The organism is Streptomyces sp. NRRL S-646, assembly GCF_000720765.1.
In the GTDB taxonomy this organism is placed as follows: domain Bacteria; phylum Actinomycetota; class Actinomycetes; order Streptomycetales; family Streptomycetaceae; genus Streptomyces.
Window position 1 is genome coordinate 329,211 of sequence record NZ_JODC01000002.1, and the last position, 22,697, is coordinate 351,907.

Annotated in this window: 19 protein-coding genes and 2 pseudogenes; 13 read left to right on the top strand and 8 right to left on the bottom strand. The window is 70.8% G+C overall.

The window, feature by feature from the left end:
* Nucleotides 1-61: 61 nt before the first annotated feature.
* From IH68_RS0104055 to IH68_RS0104080, 6 genes are all read left to right on the top strand, one after another.
* A complete protein-coding gene (locus IH68_RS0104055; protein ID WP_030928374.1) occupies nucleotides 62-559 on the top strand; it encodes an Lrp/AsnC family transcriptional regulator in 498 nt (165 codons plus the stop codon).
* A gap of 96 nt (nucleotides 560-655) precedes the next feature.
* The gene (locus IH68_RS0104060; protein ID WP_030928378.1) at nucleotides 656-1,633 is read left to right on the top strand and encodes an NADPH:quinone oxidoreductase family protein; all 978 of its coding nucleotides are present in this window, start codon (nucleotides 656-658) and stop codon (nucleotides 1,631-1,633) included.
* A complete protein-coding gene (locus IH68_RS0104065) occupies nucleotides 1,630-2,811 on the top strand; it encodes an acyl-CoA dehydrogenase family protein (protein WP_030928381.1) in 1,182 nt (393 codons plus the stop codon). The genes IH68_RS0104060 and IH68_RS0104065 overlap by 4 nt, the downstream gene beginning before the upstream one ends.
* Complete coding sequence (locus tag IH68_RS0104070) at nucleotides 2,808-3,899, top strand: acyl-CoA dehydrogenase family protein (protein ID WP_030928384.1); 1,092 nt, start codon at nucleotides 2,808-2,810, stop codon at nucleotides 3,897-3,899. Before IH68_RS0104065 ends, IH68_RS0104070 begins: the two co-directional genes overlap by 4 nt.
* Nucleotides 3,900-4,080: 181 nt before the next feature.
* Nucleotides 4,081-4,941, top strand: coding sequence for a phosphatidylinositol-specific phospholipase C/glycerophosphodiester phosphodiesterase family protein (locus IH68_RS0104075; RefSeq protein WP_030928387.1), 861 nt, complete (start codon nucleotides 4,081-4,083; stop codon nucleotides 4,939-4,941).
* 111 nt (nucleotides 4,942-5,052) lie between these two features.
* On the top strand, nucleotides 5,053-5,247 hold the full coding sequence (locus IH68_RS0104080; RefSeq protein ID WP_030928390.1) for a hypothetical protein: 195 nt from the start codon (nucleotides 5,053-5,055) through the stop codon (nucleotides 5,245-5,247).
* Nucleotides 5,248-5,265: 18 nt separating this feature from the next.
* Here the strand turns inward: IH68_RS0104080 and IH68_RS0104085 are convergent, their stop codons facing one another.
* The 4 genes from IH68_RS0104085 to IH68_RS0104100 form a co-directional block, all read right to left on the bottom strand.
* Nucleotides 5,266-6,417, bottom strand: a complete 1,152-nt coding sequence (locus IH68_RS0104085; protein ID WP_030928393.1) for a phosphodiester glycosidase family protein — start codon at nucleotides 6,415-6,417, stop codon at nucleotides 5,266-5,268.
* A gap of 192 nt (nucleotides 6,418-6,609) precedes the next feature.
* Nucleotides 6,610-6,969, bottom strand: a complete 360-nt coding sequence (locus IH68_RS0104090; protein WP_030928396.1) for a DUF779 domain-containing protein — start codon at nucleotides 6,967-6,969, stop codon at nucleotides 6,610-6,612.
* 141 nt (nucleotides 6,970-7,110) lie between these two features.
* Entirely contained in the window at nucleotides 7,111-7,665 is a 555-nt protein-coding gene (locus tag IH68_RS0104095) for a GNAT family N-acetyltransferase (RefSeq protein WP_030928399.1), read from the bottom strand.
* 12 nt (nucleotides 7,666-7,677) lie between these two features.
* Nucleotides 7,678-8,955 (bottom strand): YhgE/Pip domain-containing protein, encoded by a 1,278-nt coding sequence (locus tag IH68_RS0104100; protein WP_030928402.1) that lies wholly within the window; start codon nucleotides 8,953-8,955, stop codon nucleotides 7,678-7,680.
* 305 nt (nucleotides 8,956-9,260) lie between these two features.
* Between IH68_RS0104100 and IH68_RS57805 the strand changes: the two genes are divergently transcribed.
* The 4 genes from IH68_RS57805 (at nucleotide 9,261) to IH68_RS0104120 (ending at nucleotide 17,733) form a co-directional block, all read left to right on the top strand.
* Nucleotides 9,261-11,504, top strand: coding sequence for a xanthine dehydrogenase family protein molybdopterin-binding subunit (locus IH68_RS57805; RefSeq protein WP_030928405.1), 2,244 nt, complete (start codon nucleotides 9,261-9,263; stop codon nucleotides 11,502-11,504).
* A gap of 32 nt (nucleotides 11,505-11,536) precedes the next feature.
* Nucleotides 11,537-12,001, top strand: coding sequence for a (2Fe-2S)-binding protein (locus tag IH68_RS0104110; RefSeq protein WP_030928408.1), 465 nt, complete (start codon nucleotides 11,537-11,539; stop codon nucleotides 11,999-12,001).
* A 124-nt stretch (nucleotides 12,002-12,125) separates the two neighbouring features.
* Nucleotides 12,126-15,500, top strand: coding sequence for a pyruvate carboxylase (locus IH68_RS0104115; RefSeq protein WP_030928411.1), 3,375 nt, complete (start codon nucleotides 12,126-12,128; stop codon nucleotides 15,498-15,500).
* Between the two features lie 250 nt (nucleotides 15,501-15,750).
* Complete coding sequence (locus IH68_RS0104120; RefSeq protein ID WP_051833161.1) at nucleotides 15,751-17,733, top strand: glycosyltransferase family 2 protein; 1,983 nt, start codon at nucleotides 15,751-15,753, stop codon at nucleotides 17,731-17,733.
* Between the two features lie 49 nt (nucleotides 17,734-17,782).
* Here the strand turns inward: IH68_RS0104120 and IH68_RS52705 are convergent, their stop codons facing one another.
* The 3 genes and pseudogenes from IH68_RS52705 to IH68_RS49610 all read right to left on the bottom strand — a co-directional run bounded on the left by IH68_RS52705 (nucleotide 17,783) and on the right by IH68_RS49610 (nucleotide 18,562).
* Nucleotides 17,783-17,947: a hypothetical protein gene (locus IH68_RS52705; RefSeq protein WP_199931837.1), complete on the bottom strand. Its 165-nt coding sequence runs from the start codon at nucleotides 17,945-17,947 to the stop codon at nucleotides 17,783-17,785.
* Nucleotides 17,941-18,132 carry a hypothetical protein gene (locus IH68_RS0104130; RefSeq protein WP_030928417.1) on the bottom strand — a complete coding sequence of 64 codons (192 nt, stop codon included), beginning with the start codon at nucleotides 18,130-18,132 and terminating at the stop codon, nucleotides 17,941-17,943. The genes IH68_RS52705 and IH68_RS0104130 overlap by 7 nt, the downstream gene beginning before the upstream one ends.
* Nucleotides 18,123-18,562 (bottom strand): annotated as a pseudogene (locus tag IH68_RS49610) (hypothetical protein). Before IH68_RS49610 ends, IH68_RS0104130 begins: the two are co-directional and overlap by 10 nt.
* A 139-nt stretch (nucleotides 18,563-18,701) precedes the next feature.
* Between IH68_RS49610 and IH68_RS52710 the strand changes: the two are divergent.
* From IH68_RS52710 to IH68_RS0104155, 3 genes and pseudogenes are all read left to right on the top strand, one after another.
* Nucleotides 18,702-19,883 (top strand): annotated as a pseudogene (locus IH68_RS52710) (bifunctional 3-(3-hydroxy-phenyl)propionate/3-hydroxycinnamic acid hydroxylase); the annotation flags it as partial.
* Nucleotides 19,871-20,680, top strand: a complete 810-nt coding sequence (locus IH68_RS0104150) for an alpha/beta fold hydrolase (RefSeq protein ID WP_030928423.1) — start codon at nucleotides 19,871-19,873, stop codon at nucleotides 20,678-20,680. The pseudogene IH68_RS52710 and the gene IH68_RS0104150, both read left to right, overlap by 13 nt.
* The gene (locus tag IH68_RS0104155) at nucleotides 20,677-21,693 is read left to right on the top strand and encodes a VOC family protein (protein ID WP_030928425.1); all 1,017 of its coding nucleotides are present in this window, start codon (nucleotides 20,677-20,679) and stop codon (nucleotides 21,691-21,693) included. Before IH68_RS0104150 ends, IH68_RS0104155 begins: the two co-directional genes overlap by 4 nt.
* A 20-nt stretch (nucleotides 21,694-21,713) precedes the next feature.
* Here IH68_RS0104155 and IH68_RS0104160 read toward each other — a convergent pair whose 3' ends face one another.
* Complete coding sequence (locus tag IH68_RS0104160) at nucleotides 21,714-22,685, bottom strand: ABC transporter substrate-binding protein (RefSeq protein ID WP_030928428.1); 972 nt, start codon at nucleotides 22,683-22,685, stop codon at nucleotides 21,714-21,716.
* Between the last annotated feature and the right edge of the window lie 12 nt (nucleotides 22,686-22,697).

The following is a 22,697-nucleotide window of genomic DNA, read 5'->3' on the forward strand; positions in this document are numbered from 1 at the left end:
GTCATTGCGGAAGCCATGGTTGATCACCGATATTGGTGCGGATTCAGCAAGAGGAGGGTTCATGGCGGACCAGCAACTGAAGAAAACACAACCCGCTGCGGCGGGACTCGACGGCACCGATCTGGCCATCCTCGTCGCACTCGTGGAGGACGGCCGGATGACCAACGCGGCGCTCGCGGCCCGGGTGGGCGTCGCCGAGTCGACCTGCGCATACCGGGTCCGTGCGCTGCGGGAGTCCGGTGTCATCGCCGGCATCAACGCCCGGCTCGACCTCGGCGCACTCGGTCACCCGATCCACGCGATCATCAAGGTCCGCCTGGGCAGCCACAGCCGCGAACATGTCCGCAACCTCTACGACCGGCTGGTCAGGGTGCCGGGAGCCCTGACGGTTTGGCACGTCGGCGGCGACGACGACTTTCTCCTGCATGTCGCCGTGGCCAGCCCGGAAGAGCTGCGAGACCTCATCCTGGAGCACGTGACCGTCCACCCGATGGTGCGGCAGACCGAGACCCAGCTGGTGTTCGAGGTCCGCGACGGCCGCGGCGTGCTGCCCGGGTAGCAGGTGCTGCTCTGCGCCAGGTATTTCCTCATGGGCAAGCGACCGCTTAGTATGCGATGGACCCCGGTCAGACAGAGCAGTCCCTGGAGGCACCGCATGCAGGCATGGCAAGTGCACGAGAACGGCGAGCCGAGCGAGGTGATGCGGCTCGAGGAGGTGGAGCGGCCCACGCCCGGCGACGGCCAGGTGCTGCTGAAGGTGCGAGCCGCGAACATCAACTTCCCGGATGTGCTGATGTGCCGGGGCCACTACCAGGTGCGCCCGCCGCTGCCGTTCACGCCGGGCGTGGAGATCTGCGGCGAGACCGAGGACGGGCGGCGGGTCATCGCCAACCCCGCCCTGCCCCACGGCGGTTTCGCCGAGTACGCCGTCGCGGACGCCGCAGCTTTGCTGCCCGCGCCCGAGTCTCTGGACGACGCCCAGGCCGCCGCCCTGCACATCGGCTACCAGACCGGCTGGTTCGGTCTGCACCGTCGCGCTCACCTGGAAGCAGGCGAGACGCTGCTCGTCCACGCTGCCGCAGGAGGGGTCGGCAGCGCGGCCGTGCAGCTCGGCAAGGCGGCCGGGGCCAGGGTCATCGGGGTCGTCGGCGGTGCCGACAAGGTGGCCGCGGCCACGGAGTCGGGCTGCGACGTCGTCATCGACCGCAAGAGCGAGGACGTCATCGCCGCCGTCAAGGAGGCCACGGGCGGCCGGGGCGCCGATGTCATCTACGACCCGGTCGGTGGCGAGGCCTACGCCCAGTCGACCAAGGTCGTCGCCTTCGAGGGCCGGATCGTCGTCGTCGGCTTCGCCAGCGGGGTCATCCCCAGTCCGGGGCTCAACCACGCCCTGGTGAAGAACTACTCGATCCTCGGCCTGCACTGGGGCCTGTACGGCACCAAGAACCCGAAGCTGATCGCGCACTGCCACGAGCAGCTCACCGAGCTGGCCGCCCGGGGCGCCATCAAGCCACTGGTCAGCGAGCGGGTACCGCTGGCCGGGGCTGCGGCCGCCGTGCAGCGCGTCGCCGACGGCGTGACCACCGGCCGGGTGGCCGTCCTGCCGTCCCTGGAGAACGGAGCCGCCGCATGACCGACGCAGCCGAACTGCGCAGCCGCACACAGGAGTTGCTGGCAGCCCATCCGCCGGCGACCACCGACCGCCTGGACTTCCTCAAGGCCCGCTTCGACGCGGGACTGGCCTGGGTGCACTACCCGGAGGGCCTGGGCGGGCTCGGCGTGCCCCGCTCCCTCCAGGCCGTGGTGGACGCAGAACTGGAGGCGGCCGGCGCCCCCGACAACGACTCGCGACGCAACGGCATCGGGCTCGGCATGGCCGCCCCGACGATCCTCAAGTACGGCACCGAGGAGCAGAAGCAGCGCTATCTGCGGCCGCTGTGGATCGGCGAGGAGGTCTGGTGCCAGCTGTTCAGCGAGCCCGGCGCCGGCTCCGACCTGGCCGCGCTCGGCACCCGCGCCGTCCGGGAGGGCGACGACTGGGTGGTCAACGGGCAGAAGGTGTGGACGTCCGGCGCGCACAACGCCCGCTGGGCCATCCTCATCGCCCGCACCGACCCGAACGTGCCCAAGCATGCCGGCATCACGTACTTCATCTGCGACATGACCGACCCCGGTGTCGACGTGCGTCCGCTGCGGCAGATCACCGGTGAGGCCGAGTTCAACGAGGTGTTCCTCACCGACGTCCGCATCCCCGACTCCCGCCGCCTCGGCGAGATCGGCGACGGCTGGCGCGTCGCGCAGACCACCCTGAACAACGAGCGCGTCGCCATCGGCGGCATGCGGCTGCCCCGCGAGGGCGGCATGATCGCCCCGGTCGCCAGGACCTGGCGCGAACGCCCCGAGCTGCGCACCCACGACCTGCACCAGCGGCTGCTGAAGCTGTGGGTGGAGTCCGAGGTCGCCCGGCTCACCGCCGAACGCCTGCGCCAGCAGCTCGTCGCCGGGCAGCCCGGTCCCGAGGGCGCCGGCATGAAGCTCGCCTTCGCCCGCCTCAACCAGGAGCTCAGCGGCCTGGAGGTCGAACTCCTCGGCGAGGAGGGCCTGTTGTACGACGACTGGACCATGCGCCGCCCGGAACTGGTGGACTTCACCGGCCGCGAGGCCGGCTACCGCTACCTCCGCTCCAAGGGCAACAGCATCGAGGGCGGGACCAGCGAGGTCCTGCTGAACATCGTCGCCGAACGCGTCCTGGGCCTCCCGTCCGAGCCGCGCACCGACAAGGACGTCGCATGGAAGGACCTCGCCCGATGAGCGCACAGCCCGATCTTCTCTACTCCGAGGAGGAAGAGGCGCTGCGGTCCGCTGTACGGGACCTCCTCGCCGACCACTGCGACGCTCCCGGCGTCATCGCGCGCGCCGAGTCCGACGCCCCGCACGACCTCGCCGCCTGGAAGGCCCTCGCCGACGGCATGGGCCTGGCGGGCCTGCTGGTGCCCGAGGCACAGGGCGGCCAGGGCGCCACGCACCGCGAAGTCGCCGTCGTACTGGAGGAGCTGGGGCGCGCGGTCGCCCCCGTGCCCTACCTCACCAGCGCCGTCGTCGCCACCGAGGCCCTGCTGGAGTGCGGGGACGAGGAGCTGCTCGGGCAGCTGGCCTCCGGGCGGGTCATCGGCGCGCTCGCGGTGGCGCTGCACCGCGCCGCCGGCACCGCCTTTCCCGCCGTACGACTGGAGAACGGCACCCTGCACGGGGAGCTGACCGGCATCGCGGACGCGGCGGCCGCGGACGTGCTGCTCGTACCGGCCGAGGACGGCGGGCTGTACGCGGTGAACGCGTCCGACGCCACCGTCACCCCGCAGGTCTCCCTCGACCTCACCCGGCCGCTCGCGACCGTCACCCTGAACGGGGCGCAGGCGCGCAGGCTCGGTGACGCCGAACCCGCCGTACGACGCGCCCTGCGGGCCGGAGCCGGGCTGCTCGCCTCCGAGCAGTTCGGGCTCGCCGACTGGGCGTTGACGGAGACCGTGCGCTATCTGAAGGAGCGCAAGCAGTTCAACCGGCCCGTCGGCGGCTTCCAGGCGCTCAAGCACCGTCTCGCCCAGCTGTGGCTGGAGGTCGTCAACCTCCGTGCCGCCGCCCGTAACGCGGCCGACGCGCTCGCCAACGGGGAGTACGACGAAGAAACGGCGGTGGCGGTCGCCGTGGCGCAGGCCTACGCGGCGCCGGTCGCGGTGCACGCCGCCGAGGAGGCGCTCCAGCTGCACGCCGGCATCGGCATGACCTGGGAGCACCCGATCCATCTGAACCTCAAGCGGGCCAAGGCCGACTCGATCGCCTACGGCACGGCCGGCGCCCACCGGTCCGCCGTGGCCGAACTCGTCGACCTCCAGGCACCCTGACGCCCCCTGCCGGTCACCCGGTGAAGCCCGCCCCACCTGGGGCGGGCTTTTCCATGCCGCCCTGCGGAAGGAGTGAACGGACAACGGCAGTCCGGCCAACTCCTGGCATGTGCAGGTCCATTGGGGCCCCTTCCGCCCGATACTCCCTGTGGTTCAGACCCGCCCCACAGGGAGGCAGAACATGGCCCACGTCACCCGTCGCAGAGCCCTCACCGCGTTCGGCGCCACGCTCGCGGCAGTGCTCGCCCCGCCCGCCGGCAGCGCGTTCGCCGACGAACACAAGCACCGTGCCCCGTTGTGGCGCGCCCACGCCCACAACGACTACGAGCATCCGCGCCCCCTCTTCGACGCCCTCGACCACCGCTTCGGCAGCGTCGAGGCCGACATCTTCCTCGTCGGCGACCAGCTCCTCATCGGCCACACCGAGAGCGACCTCGACCCGACGCGGACCCTGGAGTCCCTCTACCTCGACCCGCTGGCCGCCCTCGTCAAGGCCAACCACGGTTCCGTGTACCGCGGCTACCGCAGGCCGCTCCAGCTGCTCATCGACATCAAGACCGAGGGCTCCTCGACGTACCTCGAACTCGACCGCCATCTCCGGCGCTACAAGCACCTGTTCACCACCTACGCCCACGGCCGTGTGCACCCCGGCGCGGTCACCAACGTGATCTCCGGCGACCGTGCCGCCCGTACACCGATGGAGGCCCAGACCGTACGGCGGGCCTTCTACGACGGCCGGCTCACCGACCTCGGCACCCCGGCGCCCGCCTCCTTCATCCCGCTGATCAGCGACAACTGGCAGCTCAACTTCACCTGGCTCGGCGAGGGCACGTTCCCCGACGCCGAGCGGCAGAAGCTGCGCGGCATCATCGGCCAGGCACATGCGCGCGGGCAGAAGGTGCGCTTCTGGAACACCCCCGACCTCGCCGGTCCCGCCCGGGACGCCCTGTGGACCGAACTGCTCGCCGCAGGCGTCGACTACTTCAACACCGACGACCTCGCCGGTCTTGAGACATTCCTGGACGCCCACCGGTCGGCGTAGACACCACACGTTCGGCGGACAGGTCAGCCGCCCGGACGAACCCTCCGCTACGCCACACTTGCGGCCGAACGTCGCGAACCGGAAGTGGCGGCGCAGCGGAGGAGTTTGACAATGGCGATTTCCATCTCAGTGGTGGTACTGCTGCTGGTCCTGGCGGTGATCTTCACCCGCAACGGCGGACTGAAGATCTCCCACGCCCTGGTGTGCACACTGCTCGGCTTCTACCTGGCCGGCACGCACATCGCGCCGACCATTCACAGCGGCGTCACGGCGACGGCGGGCATCGTGAGCAGCCTCAGGCCCTGAGGCTGCTCACGATGCCGTTCAGGACGTCGAGAACACCCCGATACCGTTCGGGACCGGTCGTTCCGCAGCGACGGACGGGTGATTCCGTACGGAGACGGTGGCCGCCCCGGGCACGCGGGCGACCAGGGTGGACGATCCGCCGCCGTCCAGACTGAAGGCGTCGGTCGAGCCCAACGCCCGCATGGTGTCGGCCACTTCGGCGATCGTCAGGCCCTTGCGGTAGGCGGGCGCACCGTCCAGCGCGAACAGCAGCAGCCGCTTCCCGCCGCCCGCGATGCCGACGGCCGTGCGCACGGCCCCGGTCGCGTCGTCGAGGCCCGCGAGGGGCTGGCCGCCCTTGAGGACCGGGTAGCCGCCGAGCGCGAAGTTGTACGCCTTCCGGTAGGTGGCGGAGACCAGCCGGTGCGTCACCGTCACCGGCTCGCCCTTGAAGAACTTCCGCAGCCGCTGCGCGCCCGCCTCCCGGCCGACGAGCACCGTGGTCCCGGCCGCGATGGCGCCCTTGCCCGGCGCGTCGGACGTGGAGACGACCCGGCCCTTACGGACCGTCACCTCGTAGGTGTCCGTGCTGCAGGCGGCCGCCCGGTCGGTGTCCGTGCCGCAGGTGGCACGGACCCGTGACACGCTGCCCCAGTCGGAGGTGAAGGCGCCCACCGAATCCTCCGGCAGCGCGTACTGGTTGAGGCCGCCCAGCGGCAGCCGTCCCGCCGGAGTGCGGACCGACCCGGTCAGCGTCAGACGGTCCAGCCGGGCCCTGCGGTCGACGCCCACGCCGAGCACGTCCCGGGTGGTGGTGCCCGGAGGCAGGGCCGGCCCGAAGCGCTGCCCGTCCGGCACCGACGCCTTGAGCACATGCCCGTTCGCGATCGCCGGCCCGTCGGTAGAACCCGTCACTTCCACACCCGGATGCTGGGTCTCGGAGATGTTGAAGAAGTCACCGTTGATGCCCGCGACGGCCCCTTGTGCGTCGGCCATCCTGGAGACGGCGGCACGTGCGGCCACGGCTCCCGGATACAGCAGGCCGAGGTGTACGTGCTTGTTGCGCAGGTCGACGGTGAGCAGATGGGCGTGGGTCACGCCCTTGGCGCCCTGGACGTCGAACTGCTTGTAGGTGACTCCCGGCGCGAGCGCGGTGCCGCTCTCCACACCGCTGGCCGGTGCCGCCCCCACCAGGGCCGCACCGGCCAGCGCGCCGAATGCCGTGAGAAACGTCAGTGCCGATCTGACCGACGTCCGAACCCTTGCCTCGGATCTGCCTGCTGAGAAACGCCTTTGACGATGCGTCACAGTTCCCCCTGAGGGATCGTCAACTTTCTCGGGTCTCAGGGGAAGTGCATCAGATCGTGGTGGCCCGCGGGATGTCTATGCGCCGACTACGCGAGAACGGGTGAGAAAACGCACCCCCTCGGGTGCTTCCAGCGAGAAACCACTGCCACGGCCTGCTACGACGTCCACGATCAGCCGGGTGTGGCTCCAGACCTCGTACTGGCTGCGCGACATCCAGAACGTCACGGGTTCCGGCACGCCGTCGACCTGCAGCTCCGCGAGCAGCACATCGGAGCCGCCGGTGCGGAACTCGCCCTCCGGGTAGCACATGGGCGCGCTGCCGTCGCAGCAGCCGCCGGACTGGTGGAACATCAGCGGGCCGTGCGTGGCGCGCAGCCGGCGCAGCAGGTCGGTGGCGGCGGGGGTGAGTTCGACGCGCGGGGTCTCCTCATACATGGGTTCAGGGCAGCACGGGCAAGGTTGCGAGAGGGTTGCACGCGGCGTGATGTCGGCGGCGGGGTTGCTGTGGGCCGGCCGGTTCCTGGTTTCTTCGCAGCGGCGCGGCGTCCGCTCCCTGCCCCCGCAACGGCGAGACCGTCACCGGGACGGCTCGGGCGCCGCATAGCAACGCAGCGACACCACCTGCTCCGGTGCCCAGCGCTGCTCGACGACATCGAGCAACTCCCAGCCCAGGCGCTCGTACAGGGCCGTCGCCGCGGTATCGGAGTCGACGACGTCGAGCACGGGGTGCAGTCCCAGCGCCCGGGCCTCCTCGACGGCCCGTGCCATCAGCGCGGCGCCCAGCCCGTGCCCGCGTGCGGCCGGTGACACGAACAACCGGCCGACCACGGTGGTGACGTCGACGTCGACTCCCGCGCGGGCAGCCCACACCCCGGGCGCCGCGTCCCCCTCGGCGGCCCGGGACAGGCCGAGATGGCCGACCACACGGCCGTCGAACTCGGCCACCCAGGACGCCAGCAGAGAACGCGGGGTCAGCCAATCGGCCGGGTGCTCGGGCCAGTTGACCGGATAGCCGCTGTGCCGGTGCACGGCGGCGAGAACCTCGACGCAGGCGTCGAGGTCACGGTCGGTCCGCGGCCGGACGAGACCGGACGGGCTTTCCTGCGGCAGGTACGGTTCGTTGGTCCTCATGATCAGCCAGTATCAGGTGTGGGCATGGGCAGGCTGCGGCGTCAGCCGCTGGTGCCCCTTGCGGTCGTAGTACCGCGTCATCGCGAAGCCGAAGAGCAGGCCCAGGGCCGCGCCGATCGCGATCATGATCCAGGAGCGGGTCAGGCCGGCGTCCCCGCGGGCCTCGAAGTAGAGGATGGCGCGGACACCGTCGCTGAGCTGGCGCATGGGCTCGAAGTGGGACAGGAAGCGGTAGAAGCCGGGGATGGCCTGGAGGGGGACGGTGGCGCCCGAGGAGGGCAGGCCCAGGACGATGAACACGAACATGGACACCAGCTGGCCGATGCCGCCGAAGGCCGCGTTGATGGCCTGTACGCCCAGGCCGACGGCGAGGGAGGCGCAGTAGGAGTAGATCCACAGCAGCGGGATGTGGGTGGCGTCCATACCCAGGAGGCTGATGGTGGCGAGCATGACCAGGGAGACGCTGATGACGGTGATGCCGGCCGTCATGGCCATCTTCAGCAGCAGGGTCTGGGTGCGGTTGATCGGGACGGTGGGACGTCGGGTGTGCCAGGGGCCGATCTCGTTGTCGGCGTAGCCGAGGCCGGTGTCGACGGCGTTGCTGATGACGTTGCCGCCGAGGAAGCCGGCCAGCACGAGCAGCAGCGTGTAGTAGAAGGCGCTCAGCCCGAGGCCGCTGTGGCTGCCGATCGGGTGGCCGACCTGGGTGACGACGTTCACCGGGTCGGCCAGCAGCAGCTTGGTCGTGGAGTTCGCCCGGGTGCCCACGGCCGCAGTCAGCTGCCTGCCGACGGTCTGCGAGGCCTGGTGCGCCGCGGCCTGGGTGATCTGACTGGCGAGGGACGAACCCAGGCTGCCCTTACCGGGGTTGGTGAGCACCGTCATCGTCGGCCGGGCGGTGGCGCCGGGCGTGGTCAGTGCCGTGATGGACGTGGTGAAGTCGGAGGGGATGACCAGGGCGCCGTAGACCTTCCCGGAGTCGAGGTCGTCCTGGGCCTGGGCGAGGCTGCGCGTGCGCCACTGGGCCTTGTTGTTCGACTTGTCGGCGGTGATGGCCGCGGCGATCTGCGTGCCCGCGTTCTGCTTCTGCCCGGCCGGCGGTTTGCCGGTGTCGGCGTTGACCAGGGCGATGGGCAGGTGGTGCAGATCGCGCTGCGGGTTGACGATGCCGCCCATGTAGAGCAGGGCCAGCAGGAAGGCGAGCAGTCCGGTCAGGACGGTGGGCATGAGCCACAGCTTGGGGCGGCCCAGCAGTGTGACGGCACGGGCCTGGGGGCTGGCGTCGGCCATGGTTCTCCGTAGGTCGGGTGTCGGAGCGTCCTACCGGGGCGGGCAGCGCCCCGGGGGGCAGCAAGCAGAGCCTACGGAGGAGCGGGCGCGGAGGGAGCCAGGCCGCGCGCGACAGGCCGGAACCGGACGGCGGTGTGAGGGCTCTCAGGCAACCCACGGCCCTACTGGCACCTCATACCTGTTGACCTATCAGTCGGACGACCCGCGAGGAGTGTCTGTTGGACGGCATCGAGTCCTCCGCCGCACCCACCGGCCCGGCCGGGGACGCAGGCGCCCCACGGCACGCGGTGTCCCGCCGCCGGTTCATGGTGTACTCCCTGTCAGCGGCCACGCTCACCATCGCCGCCCCGCTGGCCTGCGACACCTCCCCGGCCCAGGGCTCCGAGCCCGCCCGCGGACCCTCCGACGTCCTGGTGACCGGCGCCGACGACGAGATGCTCGTCCTGGAGGTCACCCCCGCCAACAGGATCGTCGTACGGCTGCCGCGGGTCGAGGTCGGCCAGGGCATCACGACCGCCGTCGCCATGATGATCGCCGAGGAGCTGGACGCCCGCCTCGCCGACGTCGACATCCCCCTGGCAGACGCCCGGACCAAGGGCAACCAGTACACCGGCGGTTCGAACTCGGTCGTATCCCTGTACGGACCCGCCCGCCAACTGGCCGCCACCGCACGGGCCAGACTGGTGACCGCCGCCGCCAGACGCTGGCACCTGCCCGCCTGGAGCCTGCGCACCGGGAACACGACGGTGATCGCACCGGACGGCCGTACCGCCACCTTCGGCTCACTGAGCGCGAGCGCCGCCCGGATCCGCCGTACCTCCGTGTCCGCCAAGCCCAAACCGGCCTCCCGGCACAAGCTGATCGGCCGGCCCACGACCCGTATCGACGCCCGGGACATCGTCACCGGCAAGGCGAAGTACACCGGGGACCTGTCCGTGGCGGGGGCGATGCCGACCGTGGTGGCCCGACCGCCGACGCTCGGCGGAAAGCTCGTCTCCGTCGACGACCGGGCCGCCCGCGCCCTGCCCGGTGTGCACGCCGTCGTCAAGGTCCCCGGCGGGGTTGCCGTGGTGGCCGAGTCCTTCCACCACGCCTTCCAGGCCCGCGACGCCTTGAAGATCAAGTGGGCGCCCGGCCCGCTGGCCGCACTCTCCGACGCGCAGATCCGCTCCCGGCTCAAGGCCGCGGTCCCGCACCTGGGCTCCCCGCCGCGCGGATCGACACAGGTCGAGGCCGAGTTCGAGTTCGCCTTCGTCAGCCACGCCCCGATGGAGGTGCTGACCGCGATCGCGGACGTACGCGCCCACAAGGCCGAGATCTGGTTCTCCTCCCAGACGCCCACGGACGCCCGGGACAGCATCGCCTCGGCGACCGGACTGCCGGCGTCTGCGGTCACCGTGCATGTGCTGCGCGGCGGCGGCTCCTTCGGACGGCGGCTGAACTTCGACGCGGCCATCGAGGCGGCTCTGATCTCGAAGGCGGCCCACCGGCCGGTCAAGCTGATGTGGAGTCGGGGCGACGACACCCGCCACGGCCGGATGCGCCCCGCCAGCCACCACCGCTTCCGCGTCAGCCACTCCGGCGGCAGAGTGGTCGCCTTCGCCCATGCGATGGCCGAGGTGGGCGAGTCGTCCGGCAAGAAGGGAACCGCGAACCAGGCGACCTTCGTCCGGCCGAGGCACGTGCAGACGGCCGGTCCGCTGCCCAAGCGCTCCGCCGGGAATGCGGTGCCACAGCTTGCGAGTGCGTCGTGGCAGATCGCTCCCCCACTCTCGATTTCGCTCGAGCGGGGGGACCCCCATCGCGCCGCAGCCGCAGATCGCTACAGCTCCGCGCCCCTTGAGGGCGCCGCCGGTCTGCCCAGCGACTCCGGGCTGTACAACTTCGGTCGCCTCTCCGGGGACTCCGGCGGCATCGGACTCGCGATGCCGCTCGGCGCCTGGCGGTCGGTGGACTCCGGGATGGTGCGCACCGCCGAGGAGATCGTCGTGGACGAGGTGGCCAGGAGCCTCGGCAAGGATCCTGTCGCCTTCCGCCGTACGGTTCTGCGGAGCAAGGCCGTCAAGGCGGTGCTCGACAAGGTGGCCGCCGCCGGGAGCTGGGGGCGGGCCATGCCGGACGGGCATGCGCAGGGCGTGGCCGTCCACGAGGAGTACGGCTCCTGCGTCGCCTGTCTGGCCGAGATCGACGCCACCGATCCGAAGCACCCGCGGGTGACCAAGGTGGTGATGGCGGCCGACGTCGGCACCGCCGTCAACCCGCGTGGCCTTCAGGCTCAGCTCATGGGCACCGCCGTCGACGGGATCTCCACCGTGCTGCAGGCCGGCCTGCACATCGACCGGGGCGCCGTGCGCGAGGGCAGCTTCGCCGACTTCCGGTGGGCCCGCCAGCGGCACGCCCCGCTGCACTTCGAGGCGCACATCATGCCGTCCGAGGGGGAGCCCGGCGGCGCCGGCGAACTCGGTGTCCCGGCCGCCTCCGGAGCCGTCGCCAACGCCTACGCCCGGGCCACCAACACCAAGCCCCGCCGCTTCCCCCTCAACTTCTGACCGCCGCCGGATCAGCCTTCGAGAAGGTACCGATGCCCTCCTACTCCTTCACCCTCAACGGCGAGAAGGTCACCGTCGAGGCCCCCGCCGACATGCCGCTGCTGTGGGTGCTGCGCGACCTGTTGCACGTCACCGGCCCCAAATACGGCTGCGGCGTCGGCGTCTGCCGCGCCTGCACCAGCCATCTCGACGGGGAGGAGATCCAGCCCTGCGTCGTCAAGGTCAAGGACTGCGCGGACCGCAGGGTCACCACCATCGAGGGCCTGGCCGACGGCGACACCCTGCACCCCGTGCAGCAGGCCTGGATCGACTGCGACGTCTCGCAGTGCGGCTTCTGCCAGCCCGGTCAGATCATGGCCGCCGCGGCCCTGCTGAAGAGGACCCCCGATCCGACCGACGCCGACATCGACGCCATCGAGAACGTCTGCCGCTGCGGCACCTACGCCCGCATCCGTGAGGCCATCAAAAAGGCGGCAGCCGACCGGGGGAGTGCCTGAAACTTCCTGACCGGTTCCCACCTCTGCACGACGACACGCGGTGCGAGTGGCCCGGCTCACATGGCCAGAAGGGCATGTCACCGACACCATGGGGGACGTCATCCGCAGGCTGAAGGGAGCGGCGATGTTCCGCAAGGTGCTGGTAGCCAACCGTGGTGAGATCGCGATCAGGGCGTTCCGCGCAGGCTACGAGCTGGGCGCAAGGACCGTCGCCGTCTTCCCGCACGAGGACCGAAATTCGCTGCACCGGCTCAAGGCCGACGAGGCGTACGAGATCGGCCAGCCGGGTCACCCGGTCCGCGCGTACCTGTCCGTCGAGGAAATCGTGCGTGCGGCGCGGCAGGCGGGCGCCGACGCCGTTTACCCCGGCTACGGCTTCCTGTCCGAGAACCCCGAGCTGGCGAAGGCCTGCGAGGAAGCGGGCATCACCTTCGTCGGGCCGAGCGCGCAGACCCTCGAGCTGACCGGCAACAAGGCCCGCGCGGTGGCCGCCGCCCGCGCGGCCGGCGTCCCGGTGCTCGGCTCCTCCGCACCCTCGAACGACATCGACGAACTCGTCCGCGCGGCCGACGAGATCGGCTTCCCGGTGTTCGTGAAGGCGGTCGCGGGCGGCGGCGGACGCGGAATGCGCCGCGTCGAGGACCCGGCCCAACTGCGCGAGTCCATCGAGGCGGCGTCCCGCGAGGCGGCCTCCGCGTTCGGCGACTCCACCGTCTTCCTGGAGAAGGCCGTCGTCGACCCCCGCCACATCGAGGTGCAGATCCTCGCCGACGGCGAGGGCAACGTCATCCACCTGTACGAGCGGGACTGTTCCGTCCAGCGCCGACACCAGAAGGTCGTCGAACTCGCCCCCGCACCCAACCTCGACCCGGCCCTGCGCGACCGCATCTGCGCGGACGCGGTGCGCTTCGCCCGCGAGATCGGCTACCGCAACGCCGGCACGGTGGAGTTCCTGCTGGACCGCGAGGGCAACCACGTCTTCATCGAGATGAACCCGCGCATCCAGGTCGAGCACACGGTCACCGAGGAGGTCACCGACGTCGACCTCGTCCAGTCCCAGCTGCGCATCGCCTCCGGCGAGACCCTCGCCGACCTCGGCCTGTCCCAGGAGACGGTGAAGCTGCACGGCGCGGCCCTGCAGTGCCGTATCACCACCGAGGACCCGGCCAACGGCTTCCGCCCGGACACCGGCCGCATCAGCGCCTACCGCTCACCCGGCGGCTCCGGCATCCGCCTCGACGGCGGAACCACCCACGCCGGTACGGAGATCAGCGCCCACTTCGACTCGATGCTGGTCAAGCTCACCTGCCGGGGCCGGGACTTCAAGACCGCGATCGGCCGGGCCCGGCGCGCCGTCGCCGAGTTCCGCATCCGCGGTGTGGCCACCAACATTCCCTTCCTGCAGGCGGTCCTTGACGACCCGGACTTCCAGGCCGGGCGGGTCACGACGTCGTTCATCGAGCAGCGCCCGCACCTGCTCACCTCCCGCTCCTCCGCCGACCGCGGCACCAAGCTGCTCACCTACCTGGCCGATGTGACGGTGAACAAGCCGAACGGCGAGCGCCCCGAGCTGATCGAACCCGTCAGCAAGCTGCCGGCGCTGCCCGCCGGGGAGCCGCCCGCCGGCTCGCGTCAGCGGCTGGTCGAGCTCGGCCCGGAGGGATTCGCCCGCGCGCTGCGCGAGTCGCCGACCATCGGCGTCACCGACACCACCTTCCGCGACGCCCACCAGTCCCTGCTCGCCACCCGCGTCCGCACCAAGGACCTCCTCGCGGTCGCCCCGGTGGTCGCACGGACCCTGCCCGAGCTGCTGTCCCTGGAGTGCTGGGGCGGAGCGACGTACGACGTCGCGCTGCGCTTCCTCGCCGAGGACCCGTGGGAGCGCCTCGCAGCCCTCCGGGAGGCCGTTCCCAACATCTGCCTGCAGATGCTGCTGCGCGGCCGCAACACCGTGGGCTACACCCCGTACCCGACCGAGGTGACCGACGCCTTCGTCCAGGAGGCCGCCGCCACCGGCATCGACATCTTCCGCATCTTCGACGCCCTCAACGACGTCGGCCAGATGCGCCCCGCCATCGACGCCGTACGCGAGACGGGCACGGCGATCGCCGAGGTCGCCCTCTGCTACACCTCGGACCTGTCCGACCCGAACGAGCGCCTGTACACCCTCGACTACTACCTCCGCCTGGCCGAGCAGATCGTCGAGGCGGGCGCGCACGTCCTGGCCGTCAAGGACATGGCGGGCCTGCTGCGCGCCCCGGCCGCCGCCAAGCTCGTCTCCGCGCTGCGCCGTGAATTCGACCTGCCGGTCCATCTGCACACCCACGACACGGCGGGCGGCCAGCTCGGCACCTACCTTGCGGCGATCCAGGCGGGCGCGGACGCGGTGGACGGCGCGGTGGCGTCGATGGCGGGCACGACGTCCCAGCCCTCCCTGTCGGCGATCGTCGCCGCCACGGACCACTCGGACCGCCCGACCGGCCTCGACCTCCAGGCGGTCGGCGACCTGGAGCCGTACTGGGAGAGCGTCCGCAGGGTCTACGCCCCCTTCGAGGCGGGCCTCGCCTCCCCGACGGGCCGCGTCTACCACCACGAGATCCCCGGCGGCCAGCTCTCCAACCTGCGCACCCAGGCCGTCGCGCTCGGCCTCGGCGACCGCTTCGAGGAGATCGAGGACCTCTACGCCTCCGCGGACCGGATGCTGGGCCGCCTGGTCAAGGTCACCCCGTCCTCCAAGGTGGTCGGCGACCTCGCCCTGCACCTGGTGGGCGCCGGGGTGGACCCGGCCGACTTCGAGGCGACCCCGAACCGGTACGACATCCCCGACTCCGTCATCGGTTTCCTGCGCGGCGAGCTGGGCACCCCGCCCGGCGGCTGGCCGGAGCCCTTCCGCACCAAGGCACTTGAGGGCCGCGCCGAGCCCAGGCCGGTCCAGGAGCTCAGCACGGAGGACCGCGAGGGCCTGGCGAAGGACCCCCGCGCCACCCTCAACCGTCTTCTCTTCCCGGGCCCGACCCGCGACTACGAGACCCACCGTCAGGCCTACGGCGACACCAGCGTGCTGGACAGCAAGGACTTCTTCTACGGGCTGCGCCCGGGCAAGGAGTACTCCGTCGACCTCGAACCCGGCGTCCGGCTGCTGATCGAGCTGGAGGCGGTCGGCGAGGCCGACGAGCGCGGCATGCGCACTGTGATGTCCACCCTGAACGGCCAGCTCCGCCCGATCCAGGTGCGTGACAAGGCGGCCGCCTCCGACGTCCCGGTGACGGAGAAGGCCGACCGGACCAACCCGGGCCACGTCGCTGCCCCGTTCGCCGGCGTGGTCACCCTCGCGGTCGCCGAGGGCGACGAGGTGGACGCCGGTGCGACCGTGGCCACCATCGAGGCCATGAAGATGGAGGCCGCGATCACCGCCCCCAAGGCGGGCACCGTCGGCCGGCTGGCCATCAACAAGATCCAGCAGGTGGAGGGCGGCGACCTGCTCGTCGAGATCGGCTGAGCCGTCACTCCGTGGCGGCTGCGCTCACACGGTTGACGGCGTGAGCACCCACGCCTATGTCGGAGGGCCGGCCCCACCGGTTGTTCGGTGGGGCCGACCCTCGGACGATGCCGTCCGGCGCTTCCCCTTCGGCCACTCCAGGGTCCCAGGTAAGACCACCCCATGAATGACGTAAGAGGAGAACTGTGGCGAATCCGGGCGGCCGATTTCCGCCCGTTCGTCCTTCCGGCGGCCGGGTAACGTCAGTCGGATGCCGAGAGTCAAGGTCAGCGTCGTCGTGCCCGTATACAACACCGGGAAGTACGTCGACGAATGTGCGCCGTCGCTGCTGAGGCAGTCGCTGCCCGCCGACGAGTACGAGGTCATCTACGTCGACGACGGTTCGACGGACGACACCCTGGCCCGTCTGGAGAAGATCGCGGCGGAGTACCCGAACGTGCAGGTGCACACCCGCCCCAACTCGGGCTGGCCGGGCGCACCGCGCAACCTGGGCATGAGTCATGCCCGGGGCGAGTACATCCAGTTCGTCGACCACGACGACACCCTCGGCCCCGAGGCGCTGGAGCGGCTGTACGAGTTCGCCAGGCGCAACGACGCCGACGTGGTGCTCGGCAAGATGTCCAGCACCATGGTCCGGCCCCGACGGCTGTTCCGGCACACGGTGGACGCCTGCACCATCGAGAACGACGAGCTCATGCAGAGCATGTCGCCGCACAAGATGTTCCGGCGCGCCTTCGTCGAGGAGCACGGCCTGCGCTTCCCCGAGGGCCCCTGGATCCTGGAGGACCTGCTCTTTGTCAGCGCCGCCTACCTCAAGGCGGAGCGGATCTCGATCCTTGCCGACTACCCCTGCTACTACTGGATGAAGCGGGCCGACGGCGGCAACAACACCCAGCACCGGTTCAGCTCCCGGCACGGCTTCTGGCGCAATTGCCGCACCGTCGTCCGCCAGATCAAGGACGGCACCGAGGCCTCCGACGACATCGACGCTCTGCAGAACCGCCTCCTGCACCGCCTCTACCACGTCGAGATCCTCTCCCGCACCCGCGAGCCCGAGATCCTCCGCGAGGACCCGGGCGAGCAGAAGGAGCGCTTCGAGGCCGCGCGCGAACTGGCGCTGACGGAGTTCCCGGCGGCCGTACGCGAAGGCCTGCCCGCCGTGTCCCGGCTACGCGCCGAACTCCTCGAACGCGGCGACTTCGACGGCGCGTCGGTTCTCGCCGAGCGCGTCCGCGAGGTGAAGGCCCGCAGCGAGGTCGGCGGAGTGCGCTGGGAGGACGGTCGGCTGGTTGCCGACGTCACCCTCGACCTGCTGCGCGGTGGCGGCGAACCGCTGGCCCTGGTCGAGCGGGACGGTAAGCATTGGCTGGACCCCGAGCTGCTGGCGGGCGTGCCCGGCGCGGAGGACGGCTGGGACGTCCGCGACCCGTTCCGGCTGGCGTACGCGGAACTGGTGGTCAAGGACCGGGACCGTGAGGACTGGTGGTACCCCGAGGGCGACCTGGAGGTGCGGCTGGAGCCGCTCGGCGAGGGCCGCTCACGGCTGGTCGCCTCGGGACGGCTGATCCTCGATCCCGAGCGGCTGGCCGGCGGCCGTCCGCTGGAGCGCGGGGTGCACGACGTGTGGGCGTACGTCCAACTCCTCGGCGTGGACCGGATGGTCCGCGTCACCGGCGACGGCACCCCGGGCACCCCGGCCACGAACCCGGCGTTGACCGGCGGCCGGCTTGCGCTCCCGTACTGGACGGCCGGCGGCCAGCTCGCCCTCGACGTGGACCAGCGCCAGCGCAGGCTCGGCCCCGACACGGCCGGCGCCGCCGCGGCGAACACAGCACGCGGCAGACGTTCGCTCCCACTGCCGTACGTGGCGGCGGGGGCAGGCCGAGCCCCGGCTCGCATCAAGGTCACGGTCTCTGCCCTGACGCTGGACGCCGAACTGATCCCCGCCCTCGACGGCACGACGATCCAACTCCACCTCCCACCCCGTCTCAAACTCCTCGACGGCCGCCACCCGGTCACCTTCCCGAAGACGGACACCCCGGTCGCACACGCCGTCGTCCGCGACTCAGCCCTGCTCCGTCTGGAGGGCCCGGCGTACGAGCCCGGTACCGGGCGCCGACTCCTCGACTCGGTCGCGGACAACGGGCAAGTACGGCGGATTCGGCGGCGGTTGGGCCGCCGGCCGCTCCGCGGCGCTGACCACGACCTCGCCGGGGGGACGGACGAGGGGTGACACTCCGATCGGACGCCCAGCGAGGCCCATGTCCATGCCGATACGGGTTTCACCGGGCGCCCGGTGGGACGAGCCTGAAGAAGAGCCGCGCCCCGGCCCGTTGGGCGGACTGGCGCAGGCGGGGGGCGGGGGACTGGGCCGCAGCCGGCACCGGGGCGCCGCCCAGGCGGGGGAACAGGGCTTCGGCGTTGGTGCGGTTGACGGCCGTCAACATGCCGGGATCGACGCCGGTGTCCAGGCCGTTGGCGAAGTAGCGATGTTGTCCCGCTGGACGGCGTAGGCGTCGGCCGGATCCATGCCCGGCAGCAGGGCCGACAGCGGCTCGAACGGGGTGGCGTGCTGCTCGGCCGTGCGCAGCAGCCGTGCCGCCTCCGCGCGTTGCCCGTCGGTCAGGGGCATTCCGTGCTCCTTGCCGCCATGCGGGCGGCCGCGCCGTGGACCAGCTGCGCGTGCAGCTCGAACATCGCCGTCAGGTCGACGGCGTCGCCGTCGATCTCCCGGTGCACGAACAGCCCGTCGGCCCCGGCGACGGCATGGGTGGTGAGGGTGCGTACGGCGGCCTCGTCCAGCTCCGGGAACAGCTCACCGATCGCTTCGGCCGGCTTCTGGCCGGCGATGTCCCGCACCTGCAGGAACACCGTCCGGCCCCGTGGCTCGGTGTGCTGCCGCTCCAGGGCGAGCATCAGGCCTTCTCCGCGTCCGGCAGCTCGACCGCCGCGAGCGGGCTCTCGAAGCTGCGCTCGATGACCGCGGCGATCAGGTCGTCCTTGTCCTTGAACGACTCCACCCCGTTCGCCCGTTTCTTGCGCGTGCTCTGCGGCCTGGTCATCGGATGCGCCCTTTCCGCCGTATCCGGCACTTGACCGCCTCCGGTACCCATCTTACCGTAGCGACTACTCCAATTGGAGTGAACGCTACATCAACGCGTTACCGACACATCGCAACAGGGACGACAGTGAGGCGGTCCGGTGAGCGGGATCGGAGCTCAGGACAGAGCTGGAGCCGAGGACAGCGCCTACGACGTGGCGGTGATCGGCTACGGACCCACGGGTGTCACCGCGGCGAACCTGCTGGGAGCGATGGGCCTCAGGGCCGTCGTGCTGGAACGCGACGCGGAGGTGTTCTCCCGGGCCCGAGCCATCTCCACCGACGAGGAGGTCGTACGGATCTGGCAGCGCATCGGCCTGGCCGAGCGGCTCAAGCAGGACATGCTGGCCGAGCGCCCGCTCGACGTCGTCGACGCGAACGGCCGCCCCTTCCTCAGCGCCCACCCCACCCCGCGCAGTCACGGCCATCCGCCGCAGATGTTCATCTACCAGCCGGCCCTGGAGCAGGTCCTGCGTGACGGCGTCGACCGCTACCCGAATGTGGAGGTGCGGCTGCGCCACGAGTGTCTGCGGCTGCAGCAGGATGCGGACGGTGTCGAGCTGACGGTGGCCGGCACGGCAGATGATTCCGTACGCCGCCTGCGCGCCTCCTACGTCATCGCGGCCGACGGCGGCTCCAGCCTCACCCGCGGCCGGCTCAACGTCGGCTACGAGGGCCGCACGTTCGAGGACCGCTGGGTGGGCGTCGACACCAAGATGCTCAAGCCGTGGCCGGACCACGACCGGCTGCGCTTCCGCTGCGACCCGGCCCGCCCGGCCGTGGACTGCCCGACCCCGCTCGGCCATCACCGCTGGGAGTTCCCGATCCTGCCGGGCGACGACGAGAGGTACCTGACCACCCACGAGGCGATCCGCTCGATGCTGGCCCGGTACGGGATCGGCCGGGACCGGATCGAGATCCTGCGGGTCACCGTCTACAGCCACCACGTCCGCTTCGCCGCCCGTTTCCGGGTGGGCAGAGTGTTCTTGGCCGGTGACGCCGCGCACGCCATGCCGCCGTGGATCGGCCAGGGCATGGCCGCAGGCGTGCGGGACGCGGCCAACCTGTGCTGGAAGCTCGACGGCGTGCTGCGCTGCGAACTGCCCGAGTCGGTGCTCGACAGCTACGAGGACGAGCGTAAGCCGCACGTCAAGGAGGTCACCAAGCGGGCGGTGTTCGTCGGGCGGATCATCACCGAACGGCACCGCGTGGTCATTCGGATCCGGAACCCCGCCCTGCGCGCCCTCGGCCGTGTACCGGGCTTCGGCGGCTGGCTGCAGGACAGGAAATCTTCGTCGCCGAGACCGGCGACGGCCCGCCCGTGCTGCTCCTGCACGGCGGCGGCCCCGGCGCCTCCGGTGTCTCCAACTACGCCCGCAATATCGGCGAGTTGGCCAAGGAGTACCGGGTCATCGTGCCCGACATGCCCGGTTACGGACGCAGCACCAAGGGCATCGACGTCGCCGACCCGTTCGGGAGCGTCGCCGATTCCATCCGCGGTCTGCTCGACCGACTCGGCCTGGACAAGGCCCACTTGGTCGGCAACTCCCTCGGCGGTGCCTGTGCGCTGCGCATCGCCCTGGACACCCCCGACCGGGTCGACCGCATGCTCCTCATGGGCCCCGGCGGCATCGGTGCCAGCCGCGCCCTGCCCACTCCAGGCCTCAACAGCCTGCTCAACTACTACACAGGGGACGGCCCTTCACGGCTGAAGCTGGAGAAGTTCATCCGCAACTACCTGGTCTTCAACGCCGCCGACGTGCCGGACAGCGTCATCGACCTGCGCTACCAGGACAGCATCGCCCCCGAGGTCGTCGCGGCCCCTCCGCTGCGGCGCCCGAAGTCGCTGCGCGCCCTGTGGAAGATGGACTTCACGCGCGACGCCCGCCTCCCCGTGCCCACCCTGGTGCTGTGGGGTGCCGCGGACAAGGTCAACCGGCCGAGCGGCGGGCGGATGCTGGCCGACCGCATGCCCGACTGCGACCTGTACATGGTCGCCAACACCGGCCACTGGGTCCAGTTCGAACGCGCCGACCTCTTCAACCGGCTGTGCGCCGACTTCCTGGCGGGCCGGCGATGAACGGCGCCCCGGGAACGCCGTCCGTGTTCGGCGCGGTTCACCTCGGCCACCTCGTCATCGGGACCAACCGCTTCACCGACTGGCGCCGCTTCGGTACCGATGCCATCGGCATGCATCACGACGCCGTCTCCCGCGATGTGATGCGCTTCCGGCTCGACGACCAGGAGTGCCGTTTCCTGCTGCGGCGCGGGCCGGCCGAGGACGTCGTGGCCACCGGCTGGCACCTCGACGACCACACCACCTTCGAACAGATCGAGGCCCGGGTACGGGCCCACGGTGTGCCCGTCGTCGAGGGCACCGCCGAGGAAGCGGAACTGCGCGGCGTCGAACGTCTGCTGCGCTTCCCCGGACCCAAGGGCATCACCCAGGAGATCTACACCACCCCGGTGAAGTCGGCGGAGCCGCTGCGGATGCTCGCCTCCGGCTTCGTCACCGGCGACTCCGGCATGGGGCACATCGCGATCACGTCCACCAGGCCGACGCAGCTCCGCGGCTACTTCAACACCGTCTTCGACGCCCGACTGACCGACTACATCGACGAGACCATCAGCGGCGTCAAGCTCAAGATCCGCTTCCTGCGCGTCAACGAACGTCACCACTCCATCGCCGTCGCCGCCGTCCGCGGCCTGCCGATCGATCCGGTCCGCGCCCGCGTCCAGCACCTCAACATCGAAGTGGCCAGGCTCGACGACGTCGCCCGCAGCTACCAACGGGTGTGCGAACTCGGCTTCGACATGGCCCAGTCGGTGGGACAGCACACCAACGACAGGGAGCTGTCCTACTACGCCCGCACCCCCTCGGGCTTCGAGTGGGAGGTCGGCTGGAACCCCGTCGTCATCGACGAGACCACCTGGCAGCCCACCACCCACCACGGCATCAGCATCTGGGGCCACACCCCCGTCGGCCGGACCATCGTCGACAAACTCGACCAGTTCCGCCTCGGCGCCCGCTCCCTCACCCGGCCGGAGGCCACTGTTCCGGCCCTCAGCGGCGCCTGCATCCGGGACGACTGACCCTGCGCGGTCGGGCCGGACTACCCGAGCCAGGCCTTGACCTTGTCGGGGTTCGCCTCGATCCACTTCTTCGCCGCCGCCTCCGGCGTCATCCTGTCCACGGCGATGTACTTGGCCACGGTGTTCTGGTCGGCGTTGCTCCACCTGAAGTTCTTCACCAGGTCATAGGCCGGGCTGCCGGACTTGGCGAACCTCGTGCTGACGATCTTGTCGAGGTCGAACACGGGGTAGTCGCAGGCGACCTTCGCCGGATCGGCGTCACAACCCGCAGTGTGCTTGGGCAGCTTGACGTGGACCAGCGGCACCTCCGAGAAGAACCACTGCGGCTCGTAGAAGTAGCCGATCACCCACTGCTTGTTCTTCTCGGCGGTGCGGAAGGCCTGGATGAGCGCGGTCTCGCTGCCCGCGTACACCACCTTGAAGTTCAGCTTCAGGTTCGTCACCAGTGCCGCGTCGTTGGTCTGGTACGAGGCGTCGCCGTCCAGCAGCTGGCCCTTGCCGCCCGACTCTGAGGTCCTGAAGTGGGCCGCGTACTTGTTGAGGTTCTTCCAGTCGACGATGTCCGGGTGCGCCTTGGCCAGCCATGGCGGGATGTACCAGCCGATGACGCCCTTGTTGCCGGTCGGGCCGAGGTCGACGGCGGTCTTCTGCTGGGTGATGTACTTCTTCTCCAGGTCCGGGTGGCCCCAGTTCTCCAGGATGGCGTCGACCTCACCCGTCTCGAACCCCTGCCAGCCGATCTCCGCCTTGAGGTCCTTCTTCTCGACCTTGCAGCCCAGATTGTGCTCGGCCACATAGCCGACGACCGCCGCATCGGCCTCGTAGCCCACCCAGGGGTTGACCGCGAGGTTGAACGTGCCGCACTTGCCCGAACTGCTGCCCGCGCCGGCCGTGCTGTCACCGACCTTCACGCCGCCGCAAGCTGTGAGGGTGAGGCCTAGCACTGCCATGCCCGCCGAGCCGGCGCGCCAGTGTCGTGTTCTCTTTGCCATGGTCCTGCTCCT

Coding starts and splice junctions, on each gene's coding strand:
- IH68_RS0104055 (WP_030928374.1), top strand. CDS start 62: ATGGCGGACCAGCAACTGAAGAAAACACAACCCGCTGCGGCGGGACTC.
- IH68_RS0104060 (WP_030928378.1), top strand. CDS start 656: ATGCAGGCATGGCAAGTGCACGAGAACGGCGAGCCGAGCGAGGTGATG.
- IH68_RS0104065 (WP_030928381.1), top strand. CDS start 1,630: ATGACCGACGCAGCCGAACTGCGCAGCCGCACACAGGAGTTGCTGGCA.
- IH68_RS0104070 (WP_030928384.1), top strand. CDS start 2,808: ATGAGCGCACAGCCCGATCTTCTCTACTCCGAGGAGGAAGAGGCGCTG.
- IH68_RS0104075 (WP_030928387.1), top strand. CDS start 4,081: ATGGCCCACGTCACCCGTCGCAGAGCCCTCACCGCGTTCGGCGCCACG.
- IH68_RS0104080 (WP_030928390.1), top strand. CDS start 5,053: ATGGCGATTTCCATCTCAGTGGTGGTACTGCTGCTGGTCCTGGCGGTG.
- IH68_RS0104090 (WP_030928396.1), bottom strand. CDS start 6,969: ATGTATGAGGAGACCCCGCGCGTCGAACTCACCCCCGCCGCCACCGAC.
- IH68_RS0104095 (WP_030928399.1), bottom strand. CDS start 7,665: ATGAGGACCAACGAACCGTACCTGCCGCAGGAAAGCCCGTCCGGTCTC.
- IH68_RS0104100 (WP_030928402.1), bottom strand. CDS start 8,955: ATGGCCGACGCCAGCCCCCAGGCCCGTGCCGTCACACTGCTGGGCCGC.
- IH68_RS57805 (WP_030928405.1), top strand. CDS start 9,261: ATGGTGTACTCCCTGTCAGCGGCCACGCTCACCATCGCCGCCCCGCTG.
- IH68_RS0104110 (WP_030928408.1), top strand. CDS start 11,537: ATGCCCTCCTACTCCTTCACCCTCAACGGCGAGAAGGTCACCGTCGAG.
- IH68_RS0104115 (WP_030928411.1), top strand. CDS start 12,126: ATGTTCCGCAAGGTGCTGGTAGCCAACCGTGGTGAGATCGCGATCAGG.
- IH68_RS0104120 (WP_051833161.1), top strand. CDS start 15,751: ATGCCGAGAGTCAAGGTCAGCGTCGTCGTGCCCGTATACAACACCGGG.
- IH68_RS52705 (WP_199931837.1), bottom strand. CDS start 17,947: ATGTTGACGGCCGTCAACCGCACCAACGCCGAAGCCCTGTTCCCCCGC.
- IH68_RS0104130 (WP_030928417.1), bottom strand. CDS start 18,132: ATGCCCCTGACCGACGGGCAACGCGCGGAGGCGGCACGGCTGCTGCGC.
- IH68_RS0104155 (WP_030928425.1), top strand. CDS start 20,677: ATGAACGGCGCCCCGGGAACGCCGTCCGTGTTCGGCGCGGTTCACCTC.
- IH68_RS0104160 (WP_030928428.1), bottom strand. CDS start 22,685: ATGGCAAAGAGAACACGACACTGGCGCGCCGGCTCGGCGGGCATGGCA.